Below are 21514 nucleotides of genomic sequence, written 5' to 3'. Positions count from 1 at the left end.
TCGATATAAATCTTTTTGATAGATTTGTCCACATGCCCAAGATTATAGATCGCGAGCAATATCGCAAACAGCTTCTACATAAAAGCTTCGATCTGCTTGCCGAGAAAAGCTATAGCAAAATTACCATGCGCGAAATTGCCAAAGGTTTGGCTGTATCCACCGGAACCCTCTATCATTATTTTCCCAGTAAAGAATCTTTGTTTTTGCAGTTGGTTGAAGAAATTACCCAGCGAGATATTTCACTCTTTTTAGCAGAAGTCGAACCAAATCTATCGCTCAAACATCGCATCGAAGCCCTGATCGATTATGTGGAGAAATACCAAGACTATTTCTTTAAGCAAAATCTATTGTTTATAGACTTCTATCAACATCAGCGCCTGAATGGTGGCTTAGATATGGAGATTTTGCAAGATGTATGGGAAAAAACCCGACAGGCGATCGCTGAATATCTAGAGATCTCTGACATGGCAAAGATTGATTTCATGCTGACATTTTTTGATGGATTATTATTCGGAAAGCTCTATGAAGGGAAATGCGCCTCATTTAGCGAACAGACTTCTTTGCTAAAGCGTTTGATGACTTATGAATTGGCATTGATAAATTGAGACAACAAAGATGATCTTTCAAATATTCTCAAAATATAAACTGCTCAACCGTTGGTCGATCGCCGCGATCGGATTGGGCATTCTGATGACGGGAGGGCTTGTTACCTATGTTTTGTCTCAATTTGGGCAGGTTGGCACTAGAAACTTATCTCAGCCAGATAACACAACAATTACGACAAAGAAGATTACGGCTTTAGGAAGGCTGGAACCTGAAACCGAAATCGTTAAACTTGGAGTGCCAGTCATTTTAGATGGCGATCGCATCGCCGAACTGCAAGTAAAACAGGGTGACCGCCTGGAAAAGGGGCAAATCATTGCCGTTTTAGATAGTCGCGATCGCTTGCAAGCGGCTTTTGAGGAAGCACAGAAAAGAGTGTCGATCGCAGAGGCACGTTTAGCGCAGGTGCAAGCAGGCGCAAAGTATGGCGAGATTCAAGCGCAGTCGGCTACCATTCGGCGCATTCAAGCCGAACTTCAAGGAGAGATGTCAACCCAAACTGCCGCGATCGCAAGGGTCGAAGCAGAGTTTAATAACGCCCAAACTGAATTCAATCGATACCAGCAACTCTATCGCGAAGGTGGAATTTCTCAATCACTCCTTGATAGCAAACGCTTGACGATGGAAACCGCAGAGGCAAGACTGCGCGAGACGCGATCGTCTAGAACCAGAACCTCTGACACTTTGCGATCGCAGATTGACGAAGCCGAAGCCAATCTTTCCCGTATTGCAGAAGTTCGTCCTGTAGATATCCAAGTTGCTCAAGCCGAAATTGACAATGCGATCGCAGCGGTTAAACGGACACAAGCCGAACTCCAACAGGCTTACATTCGCGCTCCATTTACGGGGCAGATTCTCAAAATTTATACTCGTGTTGGCGAGAAGGTGAGTTCGCAGGGCATCGCAGATTTTGGTCAAACAGCTCAAATGGTTGCGATTGCAGAGGTATATCAAACCGATGTCAACAAAATCCAAGTTGGACAAACCGCCAAGATTTCCAGTCAGGCATTTGTTGGCGAAGTCAAGGGCACTGTGGTTCAAGTGGGCTTACAAGTGCTGCGCCAAAATGTATTCAGCAATCAACCTGGCGAAAATCTCGATCGACGTGTGGTAGAGGTCAAAATTCGCTTAACAGCCGAAGATAGCAAACGGGTAGAAAAATTCACAAACCTCCAAGTTCAAGTTGCCATCGATCTAGAAAAATCATGAAAAGCTCTATATTGTTCAATTCGGAAATACTCATGGCGATCGCTTGGGCTTGGAGCTGTGGCGAAGATATCGAATATTTCATTGCCTACGATCCTGATGTAATTAACGTACTGCTTACGATTGCAATGTTTAAGCCCATTGAAATTCTAGTTGAATACCTGTCCCAAAGAAGAGGGAAAGATGCTGCGTAAACTCTTAAAGCGAACTCCTCTAGCATGGATGCAGGTCAAACGAGAGAAAACTCGCCTACTTGTAGCGATCGCAGGTATTACGTTTGCAACTCTGCTCATATTTATTCAAATGGGATTTGAAGGAGCGCTCTATGACGCAGCGATTAAACCCCATCGCAATCTGCAAGCCGATATCGTTTTGATTAATCCTCAGTTTCAAACGCTGTTTTCTGTGAAAAGTTTCTCACGCGATCGCCTCTACCAAGCTTTAAGCTATGAAGGTGTCGAGTCGGTAAGTCCTGTATATATTAATACTGGTCAATGGCAAAATCCTGAGACAAGGCTGAGTCGAGCCATTTTGATTTGGGGAATCGAACCAACCAATCCTGCGTTCAAATTTGAAGAGGTCAATCAAAATCTTAATGAACTGAAACAGCTAAATCACGTTCTCTTCGATCGCGCCAGTCGTCCTGAATACGGAGAGATCGGGACAATATTCGATCGACAAGGCAGCCTAGAGACAGAACTCAATAGCAAGGTCATCACTGTTAAGGGTTTATTTACCAATGGGGCTTCCTTTGCTGCCGATGGCAATGTGATTGTCAGCGACTCTACTTTTTTACAGTTATTTCCAACTCGCCAACCTGACCAGATCGAGGTGGGTTTAATCAGGCTTAAAAGTGGTATGGATCCCGAAAAAATGCGATCGCAATTAATTAAAGGACTTCCCACAGACATCAAAGTTCTGACCCTTGAAGGATTTGCTCAAATCGAAAAAGAATACTGGTCAAATGGAACGGGAATCGGCTTTATTTTTGGTTTAGGGGTGATCGTGGGTTTTATCGTGGGTATTGTGATCGTCTATCAAATCCTCTATGCCGATGTATCGGATCACTTGCCTGAATATGCCACCTTAAAAGCGATGGGCTACAGCGATCGCTATTTACTCGCTGTCCTCATGCAAGAAGCTTTACTCCTTGCCATATTGGGCTACATCCCGGGCTTCATTCTCTCGTTCGGGCTCTATCAAGTTGCCTACTTTGCGACGCTCTTACCAATTTCGATGACCAGCGAACGGGCGATTACAGTGTTGGTTTTGACCGTGTTGATGTGCAGTATTTCAGGCGTAATTTCGATGCGAAAACTTCGAACTGCCGATCCTGCTGATGTTTTCTAACCCTTTGAGCCCTGTTGAAACTTCATATCTACTTCTTATTTATGTTTCAAGACTCCCAGAATCAATCTTTTCCGCACAACTCAGACAACGAACTGATTTCTGGCGAATCAATAATTTCCATTCGCAATCTCAATCACTATTTTGGGCAGTTAGAGCATTTGGAACTTCGCAAACAAGTTCTGTTTGATATTAATCTAGATATTGCTAAAGGCGAAATAGTGATTATGACTGGGCCCTCCGGTTCTGGTAAAACCACATTACTGAGTTTAATGGGTGGTTTACGAACAGCACAGGAAGGCAGTCTCAAAATCTTAGGTCGGGAAATGTATAACGCCTCAAAACAAAAACTTGTGGAGGTGCGTCGCCAGATTGGTTTTATTTTTCAGTCTCACAATTTGATGACCTTTTTGACCGCAAAACAAAATGTGCGAATGGCGATCGAATTGCACGATCGCATGCTAGACCTCGACATGGATGCCAAAGCCACGCAAATTTTAGAATATGTAGGGCTCAAAGATCGCGTTGACTATTACTCAGATAGTTTGTCGGGCGGACAAAAGCAGCGTGTCGCGATCGCGAGGGCTTTAGTTATGCAACCCCAAATTGTTTTAGCCGATGAGCCGACTGCGGCACTCGATAAAAAGTCTGGACGTGATGTAGTTGAGATCATGCAAAAACTAGCAAAAGAGCAGGGCTGTGCGATTCTATTAGTTACCCATGACAATCGCATTCTTGATATTGCCGATCGGATTATCTATATGGAAGACGGAAAGTTGCAAAAAAACTAGTTCTTTATTATTCATATTTACGCATCGTCATAGATTCTCTCGTTCTCTATCCCCAAAAACGAACTCAACCATTATGCACTTCCAGCACATAATGGTTGAGTCAAGGCTATCAATTGACTTTATCAGTTGATAGCGAAGCGATCGCTCTTAGATCGATTTCCGCTTTCACAAGATCCATGGCACGCTTTAGGCGAAAACCTACTTTTTCCGAGATTCGCTGCATAGCCACATTCTCAGGCAAAATTTCAGCGGTGATGCGATCGAGTTTTTCGTTCCGACCAATTTGGATTAACCGTTGTAGCATCTCCGTACCCAAGCCCTGCCGCTGGAAGGCATCGCTGACCATGATCGAGTACTCCGCCTCATTTACACCATGTTGTCGGCTCAATCGACCTACAGCCAAGATCTCATGGGTTTCGGTAATGGGGTTCTTATAGTCTGCCACCAGAGCCATCTCGCAATCATAATCAATAAAACAGAGGCGCATCAGTCTTTCGTGGGCAATGCGCTGACTCAACTTGACTAAATGGAAATAGCGAAAATAAACACTTTGCTCTGAAAGTGTCTTGTGAAACTGTACGGACAAGGTTTCATCTTCGGGTCGGATGGGTCGGATTGTGACAGTCTTGCCATCTTTCATCGTCCAAGGCGACACATATTGCGTGGGATAGGGACGAATTGCCAGTTTTGGCAACTCATCTTCGCGAACGTGAGGCTCGTATAGAACCACACGAGCATCCAAGGCAAGTAAAGAACCCTTCTCCCCTGGGGATGCTAGCAATGGATTAATATCAATTTCTTTGATCCAACGCTGTTCCACCACAAGTTGGCTAAAGCGTACCAGCAGTTCCTCTAGAGCGGCAAGATCGACGGGAGGACGTCCGCGCACGCCTTTGAGTGCCTTGTAGATTTGTGTTTGTTCCATCATGCGTCGCGCCAAGGTTGTGTTAAGGGGTGGCAGTGCGATCGCCCGATCTTTAAACACCTCTACCAGTTGCCCGCCCGATCCAAATAGCAGCACCGAACCAAATTGCGGGTCAATACTGCTACCGACGATTAGCTCGTAACTACCGTCAAGTCTAATCATGGGCTGTACCGTTACCCCCAAGAAATTTTCGCCCCCAGCTTTCTCACTCACTGAGGTTTCAATGGCACGATAGGCCCAACGAACCGCATCGGCATCCATGAGATTTAACTGTACGCCGCCCACATCGGTTTTATGGGTGAGGGTTTTGGAGAGCAGTTTGAGTACAACTGGAAAACCAAGCAAATTGGCACAATCGACCGCTTCGTCTTCATTCGTTGCAACACAGGATTTAACAGTCGGAATCCCATAGGCTGCAAGAATCTGCTTGGATTCCACTTCGGTCATTACGGTACGACCTTCCCGTCTTACGGTGTCAATTAATTCCTCAGCGATCGATCGGCTGGGCAATCCATCCCGATCTTCCAGTAAGGCGGGGGTTTCGTAAATACCGCGCAGATTATAGCTGTACTGCCACATGTAGTTAAATACCCGAGCAGCAGAATCGGGATAGATATAGGTGGGAATGCTCGCACTATTGAGAATGGCTTCACCCGCCATGACTTCGGCTCCACCCATCCAGCTAGCCAGAATGGGCTTGCCATGCATCGCCCCTCCCCGTTCTTTGATAAAGGCTTTTAAGTGCTCGGCAGTTTGGGTGGGATCGGTCATCGATTGAGGCGTAAGAATCACCAGTAAACCATCGCTGCCGGGATCTTTTGCTGCTATTTCCAAGGCATTCGTAAAGCGTTCTGGCTGTGCATCTCCTAGAATGTCAATAGGATTGCTATGGCTCCAGAAGGGCGGCAATACGCGATTTAGATCGGCGATCGCTGACTCTGAGAGTTCCGCCAGTTCGCCCCCCGTAGCGGTCAGCATATCAGTTGCCAGCACCCCTGGTCCCCCAGCATTGGTAATGATGGTCAGACGTGGACCTTTCGGTCGAGGCTGTTTAGCCAATACCTCTGCCATATTGAAAAGTTCCGAAATGCGCGTAACCCTGAGTACGCCAGAGCGCCGAAAGGCAGCATCGAGAACTTCGTCGCTACCCGTTAGCGATCCTGTATGGGAAACTGCCGCCTTCGCTGCGGCCTCGGTGCGACCTGCTTTAATCACGATAATTGGCTTGGTCAGAGCCACCTCACGCGCTGCCGAGAGGAACGATCGCGCATCCCCAATCGATTCCATGTAAATTACAATACTTTGGGTGCGAGGGTCATCGCCGAGGTAGTAGATCAGATCGCCCCACCCCACATCCAGCATAGAACCGATGGAAACAAAGGCACTGAACCCGACATTTTCTCGAAAACTCCAGTCCAAAATAGACGTACAAAGCGCACCACTTTGACTGATAAAGCCAACATTCCCCGGTCGCGCAATATTAGGAGCAAAGGTAGCATTGAGTCCTGTATGTGGGTTCATGATCCCCAAACAATTAGGGCCGATAATTCTCATTCTGCCCCTACGTGCTTGCTCTATGATCTGGTGTTCTAGTTCGATGCCTAGTGGACCAATTTCCTTGAAACCCGCCGAGAGAATCACAGCACTCTTGACTCCTGCCTCAACACATTCACTCATGATCCCTGGTACTGTAGCGGCAGGCGTGGCAATAATCGCGAGATCGACAGGTTCGGGCACAGCTGCAATATTAGGATAAGCTTTAATCCCCATGACACTGTTGCGCTTGGGATTAACAGGATATACTGTGCCGCCAAAGGGATTGCCGATCAGGTTCCACAATAGGGTGCGTCCCACACTACCCACCTGCTCGCTTGCCCCGATCGCAGCGACAGTTTTTGGGGTGAAGATCGAGCCAAGGGGTTGGCGCTCGGAACGCAGAATGTCATAGGCAGGATCGGTTGTGAAGGAGATGGGAGTCTGCATAATTGATAATCCATCTTTATTAGAATACGCAAACAATTCCTTCGCTTTCTAGATATCAAGAAGCAAGGGAAAAAGTTAAAGAATCAATGAATAAGGTCTTTCTTAGACCTATACAATAATTATCTCACTAGTGCGCTTGGTTTAATCATCCAACCTAGAGCAGTTCCTTTTTAATATCGAAATTCACATAACCACCTGCCGTCCTCGAACACCTCTAATTCTAAGGATCTAAAATCATGGCGTTAGACCAAACCATACAAAGATTGTTCCTCAAGATTCGAGGCGCAGTTCAGGGGGTGGGGTTTCGTCCTTTTGTTTACCGACTTGCCACAGAGTTGAAACTTAGAGGTTGGGTACATAACTCCGTCCAAGGCGTGCTGATCGAAGTAGAAGGTCAGCAAGAACAACTCGAAATCTTTCGGCAGCGATTGGAAATAGAAAAGCCACCGCGATCGCAGATCCACCACATTGAAGCCACATGGCTCGATTCCGTGGGTTATAAAGAATTTAGCATTCGCACCTCAGAAACGACCTCAGCGAGCGATTTAGGCATAAAGTCCCTTAAGTCCGCGATCGTCCTACCCGACCTTGCCACCTGCCCCGACTGCTTGGGTGAAATTTTCGCTCCTAGCGATCGCCGCGATCGCTACCCCTTTACCAATTGCACCAACTGCGGCCCCCGCTACAGCATTATCAAGGCATTGCCCTACGATCGCAGACACACCACCATGCATGACTTTCCCATGTGTCCCGCCTGTCTGTCAGAATATACCGATCCCCTCAGTCGTCGCTTTCACGCCCAGCCGAATGCCTGCCCTGATTGCGGTCCGCAGTTGGAATTATGGGATGGGAATGGCAAGGTTCTCGCGGGTGGCGATCGCGCTCTAGTGGAAACGGCGGCTCAGATCGCAGAGGGGAAAATTTTAGCAATTAAGGGATTGGGCGGATTTCATCTAGTTGTTGATGCGCGAAATCGTGTCGCCGTCCAACAACTACGCCAACGCAAACAGCGTCCCCACAAGCCCTTTGCCTTGATGTATCCTTCCCTAGCGCAAATTAGATCGGATTGTATGGTGTCCGAACTGGAAGAGAACCTGTTGCGATCGCCCGAAGCCCCCATTGTCCTCTTACACAAACAGAGCAAACTTAAGTTCCCCTGCGAGGATGTGTCTCCTAGGAATCCCTATCTAGGTGTTATGCTTCCCTATACGCCCCTCCATCATTTGTTGATGGCAATATTGCAATTTCCCATTGTCGCAACCAGTGGTAACCTTGCCGACGAACCGATTTGTATTGACGAACGCGAAGCCTTAGAACGCCTAGGGAATATCGCCGATGCATTTCTCGTTCACGATCGCCCGATTGTTCGACCCGTTGATGATTCCATGGTGCGGGTGATGGGCGATCGCCCTATGGTACTGCGTCGCGCCAGAGGTTATGCCCCCCTTCCCCTGACTCTTCCCCCCTTAATGCCTCGAGGAATAAAAGGATCGGAGGGAATCCTTGCTTTGGGCGGACATTTAAAAAATGCGATCGCGTTGGGATTTGATAGTCAAATTTTCTTGAGCCAGCACATTGGCGATCTGGAGACGATTCCAGCCTTTGAGAATTTCCAGTTTGTAATTTCCAGCCTGAGTAGTATTTACGAATTTCAACCCAAGGCGATCGCCTGTGATGCCCATCCCGATTATCGCTCCAGTCAATTCGCCCAAAAGTTAGGGCAGCAATTCAAGGTTCCCGTAATTCCCGTACAGCATCACTATGCCCATGTTTTGTCCTGTATGGCGGACAATCAAATCTCGCCGCCAGTATTGGGAATTGCTTGGGATGGCACGGGCTACGGCTTGGATGGCACAATCTGGGGCGGAGAATTCCTATCGATCGCAGAAACATCGTGGGAACGGGTGGCATATTTTCGCCCATTTCCTTTACCTGGTGGCGAGAAAGCGGTCAAACAGCCCCGACGTGCTGCCTTGGGCATCCTATGGGGAATCTTTGGGGAACGCTTGCGATCGCTTCCCAATTCCAAGACTTTACAAGCTTTTTCTGCCCAAGAACTCAATGCGATCGCGGTGATGCTATCCAAACATCTGAATTCCCCCTTAACTTCCAGTGTGGGACGGCTATTTGATGCGATCGCTTCGTTGTTAGATGTTTGCCAGCAGGCAAGTTTTGAAGGTCAGGCAGCAATGGAACTAGAGTCTATACTGGATCAGGGAATAGAGGCTTCTTATGAATTCGATATTCTGGGTGAAGTAATTAACTGGTCGCCTGCGATCGCGGCGATTCTGCAAGATCTCGAATACCAACTCCCCCTCAGTCAAATTTCCGCCAAGTTCCACAATACCTTAGTAGAAACGATCGTTGCGGTAGCCGAGCGCGTCGGCACATCCCAAATTATGCTAACGGGGGGCTGTTTCCAAAACAAGTATTTAACGGAACGTGCCGTACAGAGATTGAGACAAGAGGGTTTTGCTCCATTCTGGCATCAGCAAGTCCCACCGAACGATGGAGGGCTAGCCGTGGGGCAGACGATCGCTATCTTACGCGACATCAGCGCTTTGTAGGACTATAATAGGAACACTTTAAGCATGGATTTATGTGTTTAGCAGTACCAGGCAAAATTCTCAGTATGATGGGTGATGACTTAACGCGATCGGGCAGAGTCAGCTTTGGCGGTGTCGTCAAGGAGGTAAATTTGGCCTATGTCCCTGAAGCCGAGGTGGGAAATTACGTGGTCGTACATGTGGGATTTGCGATCGCAATCTTAGACGAAGCTGAAGCCGAACAGACGCTACGCGATTTAGAGCAAATGGCTTTAGAAGCTTAATAGAAGCCTTTGAATTGGCTATGGAAGTGATTTATGAAATTCGTCAATGAGTTCCGCGATGCCAAGATCGCCCAGCAATTAGCGCAGGAAATTGCCTCCCTCGTCACCCAACCTTGGACGATTATGGAAATTTGTGGAGGACAGACCCATGCCATTGTGAAATATGGCATTGACGAACTTCTGCCTAAAAACATTACCCTGATTCACGGGCCCGGTTGTCCCGTCTGTGTTACGCCCATAGAACGGATCGATCGCGCGATCGCGATCGCTTCCCAGCCCGATGTAGTTTTATGCTCCTTTGGCGATATGTTGCGCGTACCTGGCAGTGCGATCGATCTGCTGGCTGTGAAAGCGACGGGAGCGGATATTCGGATTGTTTATTCTCCCCTAGATTGCTTGAAAATCGCCCAACAAAATCCCGATAAACAGGTAGTCTTTTTTGCAGTGGGGTTTGAGACGACTGCCCCAGCCACAGCGATGGCAATCTATCAAGCCAAACAACTCGATCTCAAAAACTTCTCGATGCTTGTCTCCCATGTCTTGGTTCCACCCGCAATGGAGGCGATTCTCAGTTCGTCTGACTGTCGCATCCAAGGTTTTCTAGCTGCGGGCCACGTCTGTACCGTGATGGGATATAACGAATACATTCCGATTGCCCAAAAGTACCATGTCCCCATTGTCGTCACAGGTTTTGAGCCCATTGATGTTTTGCAAGGAATTCACCTATGCATTCAACAATTGGAATCGGATAAAGCAGAAGTAGAGAATCAATATACCCGCTCTGTCCGTCGGGAGGGCAACATCAAAGCCATGGAACTGATCGGCGAAGTATTCAAGGTCGTACCGCAGCAGTGGCGAGGGATTGGCGAGATTGCCGAGAGCGGTTTGGGATTGCAAGATAACTATGCTGCATTCGATGCGTACCAGCGCTTTCCCCTTCCCTTAATATCCCATGAAGTAGATCGCAAGAGGAATACTGAATCCGATTTATGCATCAGTGGACTGATTTTGCAAGGCATCAAGAAACCGCACGAATGTTCTGCTTTTGGCACTATCTGTACCCCCGAACACCCTCTAGGAGCGCCGATGGTTTCCTCAGAGGGAGCCTGCGCTGCCTACTATCGCTATCGCAAGCATGACGCCATGCCTGAAATCCATGTTAAATCCATCCATGTTAAATCCTAAGTCAGAACCTCAAGATTTCCACTTATCCTGTCCTATGCCGATCCAGCAATATCCCCATGTGATGTTAGCCCATGGTGGGGGCGGGAAACTCATGCACCAGTTAATTTCCCAGATGTTTGTGCCGACATTTGCGATACCGACACACTGCCAACACGATGCAGCGGCATTGTATCTCACCAACGACAAAGCGAATACTTCCCCATCTAGAATTGCGTTTACAACCGATTCCTATGTCGTCCATCCCTTATTCTTCCCAGGGGGTGACATTGGTTCTATGGCAGTGCATGGCACGGTCAACGATCTGGCAATGGCAGGGGCACGTCCGCTTTACCTCAGTGCCAGCTTCATTTTGGAAGAGGGGTTACCGATGTCAACGTTATGGCAAATCGTGCGCTCGATGCAGCAAGCCGCTCAATTCGCCAACGTGCAGATCGTCACAGGTGACACGAAGGTAGTCGATAAAGGTAAGGGAGATGGCATCTTTATCAATACTTCTGGTGTAGGCATCATCGAACATGACCTAGCGATCGCACCCCAATCCGTACAGCAGGGTGATGCAATTCTCTTGAATGGCGATATTGGTCGTCATGGTATTGCAATTATGGCAGTGCGCGAGGGCTTAGAATTTGAAACCGCGATCGAAAGCGATTCGGCTCCATTGACGGATCTGGTGCAACTGCTTTTAGATGGGGGAATTGATATTCATATGATGCGAGATCTGACTCGCGGTGGACTAGCCAGTGCCCTCAATGAAATCTCCCTCGCAGCGAATGTTGGTATCGCAATCGCAGAGAACTCAATTCCCGTGCGAGAGGACGTACAGGGAGCCTGCGAAATTCTAGGCTTCGATCCGCTTTACGTCGCCAATGAGGGCAGGTTTATTGCCTTTATCCCACAGGTACAGGTAGATAAGGCATTGGAAATTATGCGATCGCATCCCTTCGGTCGAGATGCCTGCGCGATCGGTCAAGTTACAGACAACCAAGCCAATCTGGTGACGATGCGAACCCAAATAGGCTCTACCCGTATTGTTGATATGCTGAGTGGGGAACAATTACCACGCATCTGTTAGGCAAAAGGAGGGTACTCAAACAGGTGGTACTAAGGAATAGAAATCAAATAAGATCGAATTTTTGGTGGCTAATTTTTCATGGCGATCGCAGAACCTGAGAGCAAAACCTAGCCAAGTCTGAGGATTATGGCTTAATGTTTTAGTTAACGACAAATTCCCTATCAATGTGATTTAACCATGAGCGTGAAACCCCTTTTACAGCCACCGATTAAATTTGGTACAGATGGATGGCGGGGCATTATAGCGGATGATTTTACCTTCGATCGCCTAGCAACGGTTGCGCCGATCGCAGCACAGGTGCTGGCAGAAACCTTTGGGCAAGCTGGTAGCAATACAATTATTGTGGGCTACGATCGCCGATTTCTTTCGGAGCAATTTGCCAAACGCACAGCCGAAGTGGTTGCTGCCGCAGGTTTTGATGTCATGTTGGCAGATAGCTTTGCCCCCACACCTGCCTTTAGCTGGGCAGCCTACGACCAGAGAGCTCTGGGGGCTTTGGTGATTACAGCCAGTCATAATCCCGCTAGTTATTCGGGGTTAAAGATCAAGGGGGCCTTTGGTGGGTCGGTATCGCCTGAGTTTACGAGCTTGGTCGAGGCAAAGTTAGCGGTATTGGACAGTACCCACGAAGCTGACCCTAAACCGCAGGGGAAAATAACCCTATTTGACGCATGGCAGAGCTACTGTGAGGTATTGCGCTCTAAAGTCGATTTAGTTGCCATCAAACAAGCGATTTTATCAGGGGATCTCGCTGTATTCGTCGATGTCATGCATGGAGCTGCCGCAGGTGGCTTGACCAAAATTTTAGAACTTGAGACGGATTTTCTCGAAGAACTGAATGCGAATGCCGATCCGCTTTTTGGTGGCGGTGCGCCCGAGCCCCTGCCGCGCTATATTCCAGCATTATTCAAACAAATTCGCGCCTATCACCATGCCAACCCTGAGAAACTCTCGGTGGGCTTTGTGTTTGATGGCGATGCCGATCGCATTGCCGCTGTCGATCGCGAAGGAAATTTTCTCAGCTCTCAAGTCTTAATTCCTGTTTTGATCGATCATCTGGCAAAAAGTCGGGGTTGGCGTGGTGAGGTGATTAAAACCATTAGCGGTATGGACTTAATGCCCAAAGTTGCAGCTTTGCACGACCTACCCGTGTATGAGACTGCCGTGGGCTACAAATATATCGGCGAGCGCATGATGTCAGGTGCAGGCGGAGATACGCCCGCTCTGTTAGGCGGCGAAGAATCAGGGGGAATCGGTTACGGTACACATATTCCCGAACGCGATGCCCTGCTATCGGCTTTGTATTTGCTGGAAGCGATCGCGCTGTCCCGTCAAGATCTCAGCCAAATTCACCAGCGCTTGCAACAGCAAACCAATTATTTTTCGCATTACGATCGCATTGATAAACATCTCGCCAGCCTCGCCGTAAAAGATCGGGTGGTAGAATCCTTAACCCAAGAGCCTCTCACCCTAGTGGATGGTCGTAAAGTGGTGGATGTCTTAGCGATCGACGGATTTAAGCTGCGCCTAGAGGATGGCAGTTGGCTGTTGATCCGTTTTAGTGGCACGGAGCCAGTGTTGCGCCTCTATTGTGAAGCCTCAACCCCTGAGTTGGTGCGCCAGACCTTAACTTGGATTTCGGCATGGGCGGATCAGTTTTCATGATTTATCGCGGTTAGAATTTCACAATTTTTAGAGTAATCCTAAACAAGGAAAGGATAAGATTGCCAGATTTTGGAGCGAATGGGGGGATAAGCCCTGTCTTTAGGCAAAAAACATGGAGCGATCGCTCTATGACGAGCTGCCTTTAGACAATCGCTAAATGCTATATCGTAGCAAATCCAAATTAAGCCTTAATAACTGTAGGCTATGTCTAGCTCTGCGATAAAATAAGTTACCAATTCCCGTAAAAGTCAGCAACAAACTTAGTTTATGAAAATCGCCCATAACATTACAGAACTGATAGGTCATACTCCCCTCGTAGAGCTGCAACGTATTCCTCAAGCTGAAGGTTGTGTGGCGCGGATAATTGTCAAACTAGAAGGAATGAACCCTGCTGCTTCGGTCAAAGATCGGATCGGAGTAAATATGGTGAATGAAGCCGAAGAAAGGGGCTTAATTTTACCCGGGAAAACCACTTTGGTCGAACCAACTTCTGGAAATACAGGTATTGCCCTCGCGATGGTCGCGGCCGCCAAAGGCTATCGTCTCATTCTCACGATGCCAGAAACGATGAGTTTAGAACGCCGAGCTATGCTGCGTGCCTATGGTGCAGAGCTAGAACTCACCCCCGGCACTGAAGGGATGGGGGGTGCGATTCGTCGGGCTAATGAAATTGTTGCTTCTGAGCCAAATGCTTATATGCTGCAACAATTCCGCAATCCTGCGAATCCTTCCATTCACCGTACGACGACTGCCGAGGAAATTTGGGCAGATACCGATGGACAAATAGACTTTTTGATTTCAGGCGTGGGAACGGGTGGTACGATTACAGGTGTTGCCGAATTGCTTAAAGAACGCAAGCCTAGTTTTAAAGCGATCGCCGTTGAACCCGCCAACAGCCAGGTACTTGGAGGTGGTCGCCCAGGTCCGCACAAGATCCAAGGCATTGGCGCAGGCTTCGTTCCAGAAGTTCTCAAAAAAGAATTGATTGATGAGATTATCCCCGTTACTGACGAGCAAGCGATCTCCTATGGTCGCCGACTCGCTAGAGAAGAAGGTCTACTATCGGGAATCTCCAGCGGTGCAGCACTCTATGCTTCCATCCAAATCGCCAAACGTCCAGAAAATAAGGGAAAAATGGTGGTAATGATTCAACCCAGCTTTGGCGAACGCTATCTCAGCACACCCATGTTCCAAGATCCCGAACTCGTGGCACTTAGCTAGATCGCTTCCACAACCAGTTCCACAAATTCATAAAATCCTTCCACCTCTGGCTGTGTCATGACATGGGTGGGTAAGTATTGCATTTGGGGAGCGTAGTCGAGAACATTGGCTACGCCAACTGATCGCGGAAAAAATTTAGGATTAAACATCGACTCATCATTGGGGCTGTCGCCAAGGGTGACAACCTGCGATCGCGTCAGTTCTGGAAAATGTTTCTCTAATACTTGGATAATTCCCCCTGCCTTATCCTGTCCAATCGGTTTGATATGGCATTGAATCGTGCTGTAGGTGAAGCTCCATCCATTTTCTTCGCAGAAAGCAGCGATCGCTTGCAAATCCTGAGGCGATAGCCCATCGAGATCGAACGTCCAATCGGTCAGTCGAAAGCGATTATCAGAGGATGGATTCAAATTAGGGAATTGTTGTTTGAGATTCTCGAAAATATTGGTGAGTTGTTGGCGATGGACAGTCAGATCGGGAATCAGAACGAGGGGTTCTGTTTTGCCATCGGCAGTGAGATAGATGCCACCATTCTCAGCGATCGCGCCTACCACGGGCAAATAGTTGACCAAAGCACTCACCCAACCCGCAGAACGTCCTGTGACTAATAGAACATGAATCCTCAAATTGGCAAGCTTTTGGAGCGCGTCAAATAGAGATGAGGTAAACTTGTGATGGTGAGTCAAGGTTCCATCAACATCAGTGGCGATCAACCGCACATCTGTAAAAGTTTGAGAATTAATTTTCATGGATGCTGCTATTTATTCTGCTATTTATCCTAAGAAGCTGTTTGAGAATAGAAAGAGTCAAGCTAAACGTTCGATCGTGATGCGAATCATTGTGACGTAAATAAAGACTTCAGACATTTGTGGCAAACATTCATACGGCCAAAATGCGTACTAAACGAGGAAACTTTTGTCTTTTCTGCTCCAAGCGTTCAAACACCTGTCTTGCGCCTTTCTGATCGCTAAGCCCTGCCGCAATCACCACAACCATCAGTAAAAGTCCGCTGGTATCAACTAGGAAATGGCGTTTGCCTCCATTCACCAATTTACCACCATCAACGCTAATTTGCTTAGCTCCTGGTAACCCTGTCTTCACCGATTGACTATCAAGCAAAGCCGTTGATGGCGTACCAGATTGTTCCTCTAACTGCCGCAATGGGTCATTCATTTTCTCTCATGTGCCATCAATCCGCCATCGACGAAAGTAATGGAGCTTTCCTACATTCTCAAATAGCTTCTAAGCATAAATTGTGAATTGAAATAGATATCGATAGCGTCGGTTCGGGATAAGAAAACCTGAAACGCTATACATCCCAAGGATCCCCCCCAGCCCCCCTTGAAAAAAGGGGGGAGAACTCACTTCCCTTTTTCAAGGGGGATGCCCTATCGGGCAGGGGGATCAAACCTCTCGGTTTCAGAAAGTCGGCTTGATTTGTTCCGAAATCCTTAACCCGAAATCAGGTTATCGATAGCATTCCTAAATCATTTTTGCGTGGGAAAAATTTATGAATTGTCCCTACGATTTTTTGTGTCCCAAGATTTGGGGATTGCTAGAAGTGCATCTCTTATGGTTTGATTAATGTACATTAATCAAACAACTTACTGTCATGTTCATAGCCACTCTAGTTCGTGACATTTACACCCCTAACTTTTCCAGTCTGCTCAGATTGCCCCTTTATTTATGCCCCGTCTCGGCGGGCTTTCCTTCGCCTGCGGAGGACTACATTGAGGGCAGGCTCGATTTAAACCGCTATTTGGTCAAGCATCCTGCTGCCACATTTTTTGTACGCGTCACAGGGGACTCCATGATTGACGCAGGCATTCACCCAGGGGATTTGCTGATTGTCGATCGCGCGATCGCGCCCACCAACGGCAAGATCGTGATTGCGGTACTCAATGGCGAACTCACCGTAAAACGCGTGCGACAGTCAAAGCAAAAGCTCTTACTTATACCTGAAAACCCCCAATATCCCTCCTTAGAGATTCGCTCAGAGATGGATTTTCAAATTTGGGGCGTCGTCACGAATGTGATTCATCCCTTGTAGTGTCTATTTACCCTGTTGTACCCATGACTAAACAATTTGCCCTTGTGGACTGCAATAACTTCTATGTTTCCTGCGAGCGCGTGTTTCAGCCCAGCCTAGAAAGAAAGCCTGTGGTTGTACTTTCCAACAATGATGGATGTGTGGTTGCCCGCTCGGAAGAGGCGAAGGCATTAGGGATTGGAATGGGCGTACCTGCCTTTAAAGTGCAAGGGATTATTCAGGCGCATCGCGTTAAGGTGTATTCCTCGAACTACGCCCTCTATGGCGATCTCTCTCGTCGAGTGATGGAAACCTTGGCACAGTTTGCCCCCTTGGAAGTGTATTCAATTGATGAGGCTTTTTTAGATTTATCAGGGTTTAGTCATTGGAGTAGCTGCGAACTCACCGCCTATGGCGAGCAAATTGTCGATGTTGTACGCCAGTGGGTCGGCATTCCTGTTTCCATGGGCATTGCCCCCACCAAAACCTTGGCAAAAATTGCCAATCAGCTTGCTAAACGCATCTCGAGAGCAGCTTTTAGTCAAGGTTCCGCCCAGCACTTTGCCCAGCGTTTTGCCCAGAATTCTGTACGGAGTGTGATTGAGTTGATGACAGACACTGCCCAAGAGTTCGCGCTGGCAAATTTGGCAGTGGCGGATGTGTGGGGCATCGGACGCAACTACAGCGATCGCCTCGCTGCCGTGGGAATTCACACTGCCCTACAGTTGCGGGATGCCGACGAGGAGATGGTTAAACAAATCATGGGTGTAGTGGGGCAGAGGATCAGACTGGAGTTGCAGGGCATTTCTTGTTTTGCCCTAGAAACCGAGCCAGCCCCCAAGCAAGAAACCGCTGTATTTCGTTCTTTTGGACGACCTGTCGAGAACCTAGAGGAGCTTAAAGAAGCTGCTGCTACCTATACGGCGATCGCCGCCGAAAAACTACGCCGCGATGGTTTGGCTGCCAATTTGCTCACAGTTTCTTTAGTTACCAATCCTTTTGGTTTAGACACAGAAGGCGATCGAGCCCCACAATATCGCAATGCCACCCACATCAAGTTGCCAGTCGCCAGCAACGATACTGCCGAACTCATGCACTATGCCCTCGATGGTGTAGAAACGATCTTTAAATCGGGATTTCGTTTTAAAAAGTTGGGGATTACGCTCTCAGAGTTGGTGTCAACCGATCGAATTCAGACAAATTTATTCGATCGCAAAGATCGGGAGCGATCGCAGAGGCTAATGCAAGCGATCGATCTCGTAAATCAAAAAATGGGTAAAGGCACGTTAAAATTTGCGGCGACGGGGATGCAACAACGCTGGCAACTCCAATGCAAGCAACCATCCTACGGCTATACGACCAACTGGAACGAGCTACCCGTAGTTAAGGCATAAAGGTAAAGCGGCCGATTAAAGTCGCGATCGGGTTTAATAGCTGATAGCTCTGCTGAAGCAGATTCAGTTAAAATGTAGCTTGCTAAAATGCCCTATCAATCTCTAAGGATGTTATGGCGGATCGCTATGTGCGTGTGAAAAATGCCCAAGGGCAAGTTTGCTATGGGTTACTAGAACTAAATCAGTCTGTGCAGATCCTTACGGATGCGCCATGGTCTGGCGGCAAGCCAAATGGCGAACTGCTAGCCCCAGAAACCTATCAACTCTTAGCTCCCTGCGAGCCAAGTAAGATCGTGGCAGTTGGTAAAAACTACACTGCCCATGCAGCCGAAATGGGAGGTGAGGTTCCGCAAGAACCCTTGCTCTTTCTCAAGCCCCCTAGCACCTTGCTTTCACCTGATGGCACAATTTTACTCCCCCCCCAATCTCAGCAAGTTGACTATGAAGGCGAGCTAGCATTAGTGATCGGGAGCAAGTGTTTTAACTGTCTGCCCCACCAAGCACTAAACATGATTTGGGGTTATACGATCGCCAATGATGTCACTGCTCGCGATCTACAGCGTCAAGATTCGCAGTGGACGAGAGGCAAAGGATTTGATACATTTTGTCCCCTTGGTCCTTGGATCGTGCGCGAAATCAGTCCAACCGCCCTATTGCAAACCTTTATCTATGGCTCTAAAAAACCACTGCAATCCAATACGATCGATCAGATGGTATTTTCACCAGAGATTTTGGTTGCCTATATTAGTCAAATTATGACGCTTTTCCCAGGAGATATTATTCTCACGGGGACACCTGAAGGGGTAGGGCCCATGCATGCAGACAGTCGTATTTATATAGAAATCGAAGGCATTGGCAAACTGCATAATTATGTGGCTTTACGCGAACCCCTGCCTGTAGAGGTGGTTGAAGAGTGAATGCCAAGTTTATGGCGGATAAGCAAATTGAAACTATGAGATATTCCTTGGTGACTCGATTTTTGCCCAAACTTCTAAGATTAATATTCTCAAGAACTATGCTGGTTAGCATGATGCTAGTCAGCATTCTTTTTGCCTGTACCTATAGTAACTTCTCACCAAGTAGCAACCCGCCCGATCGCATTACGATCGGCACGACAAGTAGAATTCGCACGCTGGATCCTGCCGACAACAGTGAATTTTTTCCGAGTAATATTCTTTACAACACTACGGAGCGTCTCTATACCTACAAATTGGGAACAACTGAATTAGTGCCGCAGTTGGCAGCCGATTTCCCCAAGGTTAGCGATGACGGTTTGGTTTATACAATTCCCGTTAGAACTGGCATCAAGTTTCACGATCGCACGGATTTTGACGCGAGAGCGATGGCATTTTCTTTGCGTCGATTTATGCGCTTGCAGGGAGCCCCTTCCTACGTGCTTTCAGATGTGATTGAAAAAATTGCTGCGCCGACACCAACGGAACTAATTATTACGCTGAAACAGCCTTTGCAGTTCTTCCCAAAATTGTTAGCCTTTACAGGCGCGGCGGCGATTTCGCCGACCGTGTACAAAAATATTACGGGGTTTGAACCGAATAAGTTAATTGGTACGGGGCCCTATCAGCTCACCCAATATACGGAAGGCAGTGTGTTGCACCTAGATGCTTTTCCCGATTACTGGGGCAAGAAACCTGAAAATAAAGGAATTGATATTCAGTTTTTCTCGTCGGGGGCAAATCTCTTTAACTCCTTCAAAACGGGTGGTGTCGATGTGGCATTTCAGACCCTCAGTCCCAACCAGATTCGCAATTTAGAAGTGAATGCAGCCAAGCAGGGTTGGACTGTTGCTTCGGGGCAAGGAGGAACGATTCTCTATATGGCGTTGAACGTGCAACAACCTCCATTAACGGATGTTAGGGTGCGGCAGGCGATCGCCGCAGCCATCGATCGTCCGCTCCTACAAGAACGTGTATTTCAAAATCAACGAGGTTCTCTTTACAGCCTACTCCCCAATACCTTGCCTGATTACAAGCCAACATTTCAGAAACTCTATGGCGATGGCAATGGCGAGCTAGCTAGGAAATTACTCACCGAAGCGGGCTATTCCGAGCAAAATCCCGCTCGGATCAGCCTGTGGTACCCGCCCCAATATGCTGGCAATGGTGACCTCGTAATGAGTACGCTCAAAGCCGCTATGGAAAGGGCTGTCGGGAAAATTTTGCAGATCAAAACGGAACGAGTGGAAAATACGGTTGGTTACGGATTTTTAGAACAGGGTGCTTATCCTGCCTATCTCTTGGACTGGGTTCCCGATTTCTTCGATCCTGACAACTATATCAAGCCATTTTTAGACTGCGAGGAAACGAAGGAAAACTTCTGTACAAAGGGAAGCACAAAAACACAAGGGTCGTTTTATAGCAGCACTGAAATGAACAAACTGATTGCTCAGGAACGACAAGAGCGCGATCTAAACAAGCGTTCCTTGGTGTTGACCCAAATACAAGAGTTACTTGCCAAGGATGTTCCACTCATTCCCCTTTGGCAAAATAAAGAATATGCTTTTGCGCGACCAAGCCTTAGTGGGGTGACGGTTGAGCCAACCCAACAACTTCCCTATTGGACAATTAAAAGAGCCAGCTAATCGACGGGCCAAAAACTAGACCCCAGGGCAAATTTCGCCTGCTTTTTTGGCAACAGGGGAGAGATCTTTAAAGAATTTCTCCACCGCTGGTTGCAGTTTCGCGGAGCGAAAGTCGCTGGTGTTTTGCTTGAGGACAGTTTCTGCCAGTTCGAGAATGGATTGGGCAAAGCCTGACTGAATTGTTTTAAGCTCGGAATCGGTAACTTTGACGTCTTGAATTCCCTTCGCGATCGCTTTTAATTCCTTAGAAGTATCTGCGGGGGTAAGGTCTGTTTTCGAGAGTGGGGCGTTCAACCTTTGCACGGCTTTTTTCAGCGTCGAACATTCAGCTTTTTTCTCAGCAGAGAGTGTCTGAGCAGGGGTGGTCTCCGCCAAACTAGGACGAACCAAACCGAAACCCGCGATCGCGCACAAACTCGAAGCCAGTAAGATAGATGCTGCCTTTCCACCCAATTTAGCCCCATTTAGAACAACCATAGCCTGAAAATCTTGTAAGTTTTTTATAGTATACCCAATTGCTATAGGTAAAGCGATCGGGCAAGATTCTGTAAATAAGACCCAACAATGATGCCTATCTGTTAGGCGTAAAATCCAAGGGACAAGTAAATTTTTCGTAATTGCTCAACTTAGAGGAAATAATGCTTCGAGGGGGTTCAAAGCCACA

The 21514-nt window shown here is 47.7% G+C and carries 19 protein-coding genes; 15 read left to right on the top strand and 4 right to left on the bottom strand.

Annotation, left to right across the window (positions count from 1 at the left end):
* Window positions 1-32: 32 nt before the first annotated feature.
* The 5 genes from V2H45_RS14695 to V2H45_RS14675 are packed head-to-tail and all read left to right on the top strand — an operon-like array spanning window position 33 to window position 3947.
* A complete protein-coding gene (locus V2H45_RS14695; protein WP_330484401.1) occupies window positions 33-605 on the top strand; it encodes a TetR/AcrR family transcriptional regulator in 573 nt (190 codons plus the stop codon).
* A 10-nt stretch (window positions 606-615) separates the two neighbouring features.
* Window positions 616-1812, top strand: coding sequence for an ABC exporter membrane fusion protein (locus V2H45_RS14690; RefSeq protein WP_330484400.1), 1197 nt, complete (start codon window positions 616-618; stop codon window positions 1810-1812).
* The gene (locus V2H45_RS14685) at window positions 1809-2003 is read left to right on the top strand and encodes a hypothetical protein (RefSeq protein ID WP_330484399.1); all 195 of its coding nucleotides are present in this window, start codon (window positions 1809-1811) and stop codon (window positions 2001-2003) included. Before V2H45_RS14690 ends, V2H45_RS14685 begins: the two co-directional genes overlap by 4 nt.
* Complete coding sequence (devC, locus tag V2H45_RS14680; protein WP_330484398.1) at window positions 1993-3159, top strand: ABC transporter permease DevC; 1167 nt, start codon at window positions 1993-1995, stop codon at window positions 3157-3159. The genes V2H45_RS14685 and devC overlap by 11 nt, the downstream gene beginning before the upstream one ends.
* 41 nt (window positions 3160-3200) lie before the next feature.
* Window positions 3201-3947 (top strand): DevA family ABC transporter ATP-binding protein, encoded by a 747-nt coding sequence (locus V2H45_RS14675; protein ID WP_330484397.1) that lies wholly within the window; start codon window positions 3201-3203, stop codon window positions 3945-3947.
* A 109-nt stretch (window positions 3948-4056) separates the two neighbouring features.
* Here V2H45_RS14675 and V2H45_RS14670 read toward each other — a convergent pair whose 3' ends face one another.
* On the bottom strand, window positions 4057-6855 hold the full coding sequence (locus V2H45_RS14670) for a bifunctional acetate--CoA ligase family protein/GNAT family N-acetyltransferase (RefSeq protein ID WP_330484396.1): 2799 nt from the start codon (window positions 6853-6855) through the stop codon (window positions 4057-4059).
* Window positions 6856-7091: 236 nt separating this feature from the next.
* Here V2H45_RS14670 and hypF point away from each other — a divergent pair, with 236 nt between their 5' ends.
* The 6 genes from hypF (at window position 7092) to cysK (ending at window position 14828) form a co-directional block, all read left to right on the top strand.
* Window positions 7092-9422, top strand: a complete 2331-nt coding sequence (hypF, locus tag V2H45_RS14665) for a carbamoyltransferase HypF (RefSeq protein ID WP_330484395.1) — start codon at window positions 7092-7094, stop codon at window positions 9420-9422.
* 32 nt (window positions 9423-9454) lie between these two features.
* The gene (locus tag V2H45_RS14660; protein ID WP_330484394.1) at window positions 9455-9685 is read left to right on the top strand and encodes a HypC/HybG/HupF family hydrogenase formation chaperone; all 231 of its coding nucleotides are present in this window, start codon (window positions 9455-9457) and stop codon (window positions 9683-9685) included.
* A 33-nt stretch (window positions 9686-9718) separates the two neighbouring features.
* Window positions 9719-10870 (top strand): hydrogenase formation protein HypD, encoded by a 1152-nt coding sequence (hypD, locus tag V2H45_RS14655; RefSeq protein ID WP_330484393.1) that lies wholly within the window; start codon window positions 9719-9721, stop codon window positions 10868-10870.
* Window positions 10871-10904: 34 nt separating this feature from the next.
* A complete protein-coding gene (gene hypE, locus V2H45_RS14650) occupies window positions 10905-11942 on the top strand; it encodes a hydrogenase expression/formation protein HypE (protein ID WP_330484392.1) in 1038 nt (345 codons plus the stop codon).
* A 177-nt stretch (window positions 11943-12119) separates the two neighbouring features.
* Complete coding sequence (locus V2H45_RS14645) at window positions 12120-13607, top strand: phosphoglucomutase/phosphomannomutase family protein (RefSeq protein ID WP_330484391.1); 1488 nt, start codon at window positions 12120-12122, stop codon at window positions 13605-13607.
* Between the two features lie 267 nt (window positions 13608-13874).
* Window positions 13875-14828 (top strand): cysteine synthase A, encoded by a 954-nt coding sequence (gene cysK, locus V2H45_RS14640; protein ID WP_330484390.1) that lies wholly within the window; start codon window positions 13875-13877, stop codon window positions 14826-14828.
* Here the strand turns inward: cysK and V2H45_RS14635 are convergent.
* Entirely contained in the window at window positions 14825-15577 is a 753-nt protein-coding gene (locus V2H45_RS14635) for an HAD family hydrolase (protein WP_330484389.1), read from the bottom strand. The genes cysK and V2H45_RS14635 overlap by 4 nt on opposite strands.
* Window positions 15578-15707: 130 nt before the next feature.
* Window positions 15708-16001, bottom strand: a complete 294-nt coding sequence (locus V2H45_RS14630; protein WP_330484388.1) for a transposase — start codon at window positions 15999-16001, stop codon at window positions 15708-15710.
* A 439-nt stretch (window positions 16002-16440) separates the two neighbouring features.
* Here V2H45_RS14630 and V2H45_RS14625 point away from each other — a divergent pair, with 439 nt between their 5' ends.
* The 4 genes from V2H45_RS14625 to V2H45_RS14610 all read left to right on the top strand — a co-directional run bounded on the left by V2H45_RS14625 (window position 16441) and on the right by V2H45_RS14610 (window position 20850).
* Window positions 16441-16878: a LexA family protein gene (locus tag V2H45_RS14625; protein ID WP_330484387.1), complete on the top strand. Its 438-nt coding sequence runs from the start codon at window positions 16441-16443 to the stop codon at window positions 16876-16878.
* 23 nt (window positions 16879-16901) lie between these two features.
* Entirely contained in the window at window positions 16902-18251 is a 1350-nt protein-coding gene (locus V2H45_RS14620) for a Y-family DNA polymerase (RefSeq protein WP_330484386.1), read from the top strand.
* Between the two features lie 113 nt (window positions 18252-18364).
* Window positions 18365-19168, top strand: coding sequence for a fumarylacetoacetate hydrolase family protein (locus V2H45_RS14615; RefSeq protein ID WP_330484385.1), 804 nt, complete (start codon window positions 18365-18367; stop codon window positions 19166-19168).
* A gap of 98 nt (window positions 19169-19266) precedes the next feature.
* A complete protein-coding gene (locus V2H45_RS14610; protein WP_330484384.1) occupies window positions 19267-20850 on the top strand; it encodes an ABC transporter substrate-binding protein in 1584 nt (527 codons plus the stop codon).
* 15 nt (window positions 20851-20865) lie between these two features.
* On the opposite strand, the gene V2H45_RS14605 is transcribed toward V2H45_RS14610, so the two are convergent.
* Window positions 20866-21327: a hypothetical protein gene (locus V2H45_RS14605; RefSeq protein ID WP_330484383.1), complete on the bottom strand. Its 462-nt coding sequence runs from the start codon at window positions 21325-21327 to the stop codon at window positions 20866-20868.
* Window positions 21328-21514: the final 187 nt, after the last annotated feature.

The organism is Tumidithrix elongata BACA0141, from assembly GCF_036349135.1.
GTDB lineage: Bacteria > Cyanobacteriota > Cyanobacteriia > Pseudanabaenales > Pseudanabaenaceae > Tumidithrix > Tumidithrix elongata.
Note: the sequence above shows the minus strand (reverse complement) of the source record. Positions and strands in the feature narration are given on the sequence as shown.

What these genes read in the sequence shown, in the direction of transcription:
- V2H45_RS14695 (WP_330484401.1), top strand. Translation starts at nt 33, where the DNA reads ATGCCCAAGATTATAGATCGCGAGCAATATCGCAAACAGCTTCTACAT.
- V2H45_RS14635 (WP_330484389.1), bottom strand. Translation starts at nt 15,577, where the DNA reads ATGAAAATTAATTCTCAAACTTTTACAGATGTGCGGTTGATCGCCACT.
- V2H45_RS14605 (WP_330484383.1), bottom strand. Translation starts at nt 21,327, where the DNA reads ATGGTTGTTCTAAATGGGGCTAAATTGGGTGGAAAGGCAGCATCTATC.
- V2H45_RS14645 (WP_330484391.1), top strand. Translation starts at nt 12,120, where the DNA reads ATGAGCGTGAAACCCCTTTTACAGCCACCGATTAAATTTGGTACAGAT.
- V2H45_RS14675 (WP_330484397.1), top strand. Translation starts at nt 3,201, where the DNA reads ATGTTTCAAGACTCCCAGAATCAATCTTTTCCGCACAACTCAGACAAC.
- V2H45_RS14610 (WP_330484384.1), top strand. Translation starts at nt 19,267, where the DNA reads ATGCTGGTTAGCATGATGCTAGTCAGCATTCTTTTTGCCTGTACCTAT.
- V2H45_RS14690 (WP_330484400.1), top strand. Translation starts at nt 616, where the DNA reads ATGATCTTTCAAATATTCTCAAAATATAAACTGCTCAACCGTTGGTCG.
- V2H45_RS14615 (WP_330484385.1), top strand. Translation starts at nt 18,365, where the DNA reads ATGGCGGATCGCTATGTGCGTGTGAAAAATGCCCAAGGGCAAGTTTGC.
- V2H45_RS14625 (WP_330484387.1), top strand. Translation starts at nt 16,441, where the DNA reads ATGTTCATAGCCACTCTAGTTCGTGACATTTACACCCCTAACTTTTCC.
- V2H45_RS14670 (WP_330484396.1), bottom strand. Translation starts at nt 6,855, where the DNA reads ATGCAGACTCCCATCTCCTTCACAACCGATCCTGCCTATGACATTCTG.
- hypE (WP_330484392.1), top strand. Translation starts at nt 10,905, where the DNA reads ATGCCGATCCAGCAATATCCCCATGTGATGTTAGCCCATGGTGGGGGC.
- cysK (WP_330484390.1), top strand. Translation starts at nt 13,875, where the DNA reads ATGAAAATCGCCCATAACATTACAGAACTGATAGGTCATACTCCCCTC.
- V2H45_RS14630 (WP_330484388.1), bottom strand. Translation starts at nt 16,001, where the DNA reads ATGAATGACCCATTGCGGCAGTTAGAGGAACAATCTGGTACGCCATCA.
- hypD (WP_330484393.1), top strand. Translation starts at nt 9,719, where the DNA reads ATGAAATTCGTCAATGAGTTCCGCGATGCCAAGATCGCCCAGCAATTA.
- V2H45_RS14685 (WP_330484399.1), top strand. Translation starts at nt 1,809, where the DNA reads ATGAAAAGCTCTATATTGTTCAATTCGGAAATACTCATGGCGATCGCT.
- devC (WP_330484398.1), top strand. Translation starts at nt 1,993, where the DNA reads ATGCTGCGTAAACTCTTAAAGCGAACTCCTCTAGCATGGATGCAGGTC.
- V2H45_RS14660 (WP_330484394.1), top strand. Translation starts at nt 9,455, where the DNA reads ATGTGTTTAGCAGTACCAGGCAAAATTCTCAGTATGATGGGTGATGAC.
- V2H45_RS14620 (WP_330484386.1), top strand. Translation starts at nt 16,902, where the DNA reads ATGACTAAACAATTTGCCCTTGTGGACTGCAATAACTTCTATGTTTCC.
- hypF (WP_330484395.1), top strand. Translation starts at nt 7,092, where the DNA reads ATGGCGTTAGACCAAACCATACAAAGATTGTTCCTCAAGATTCGAGGC.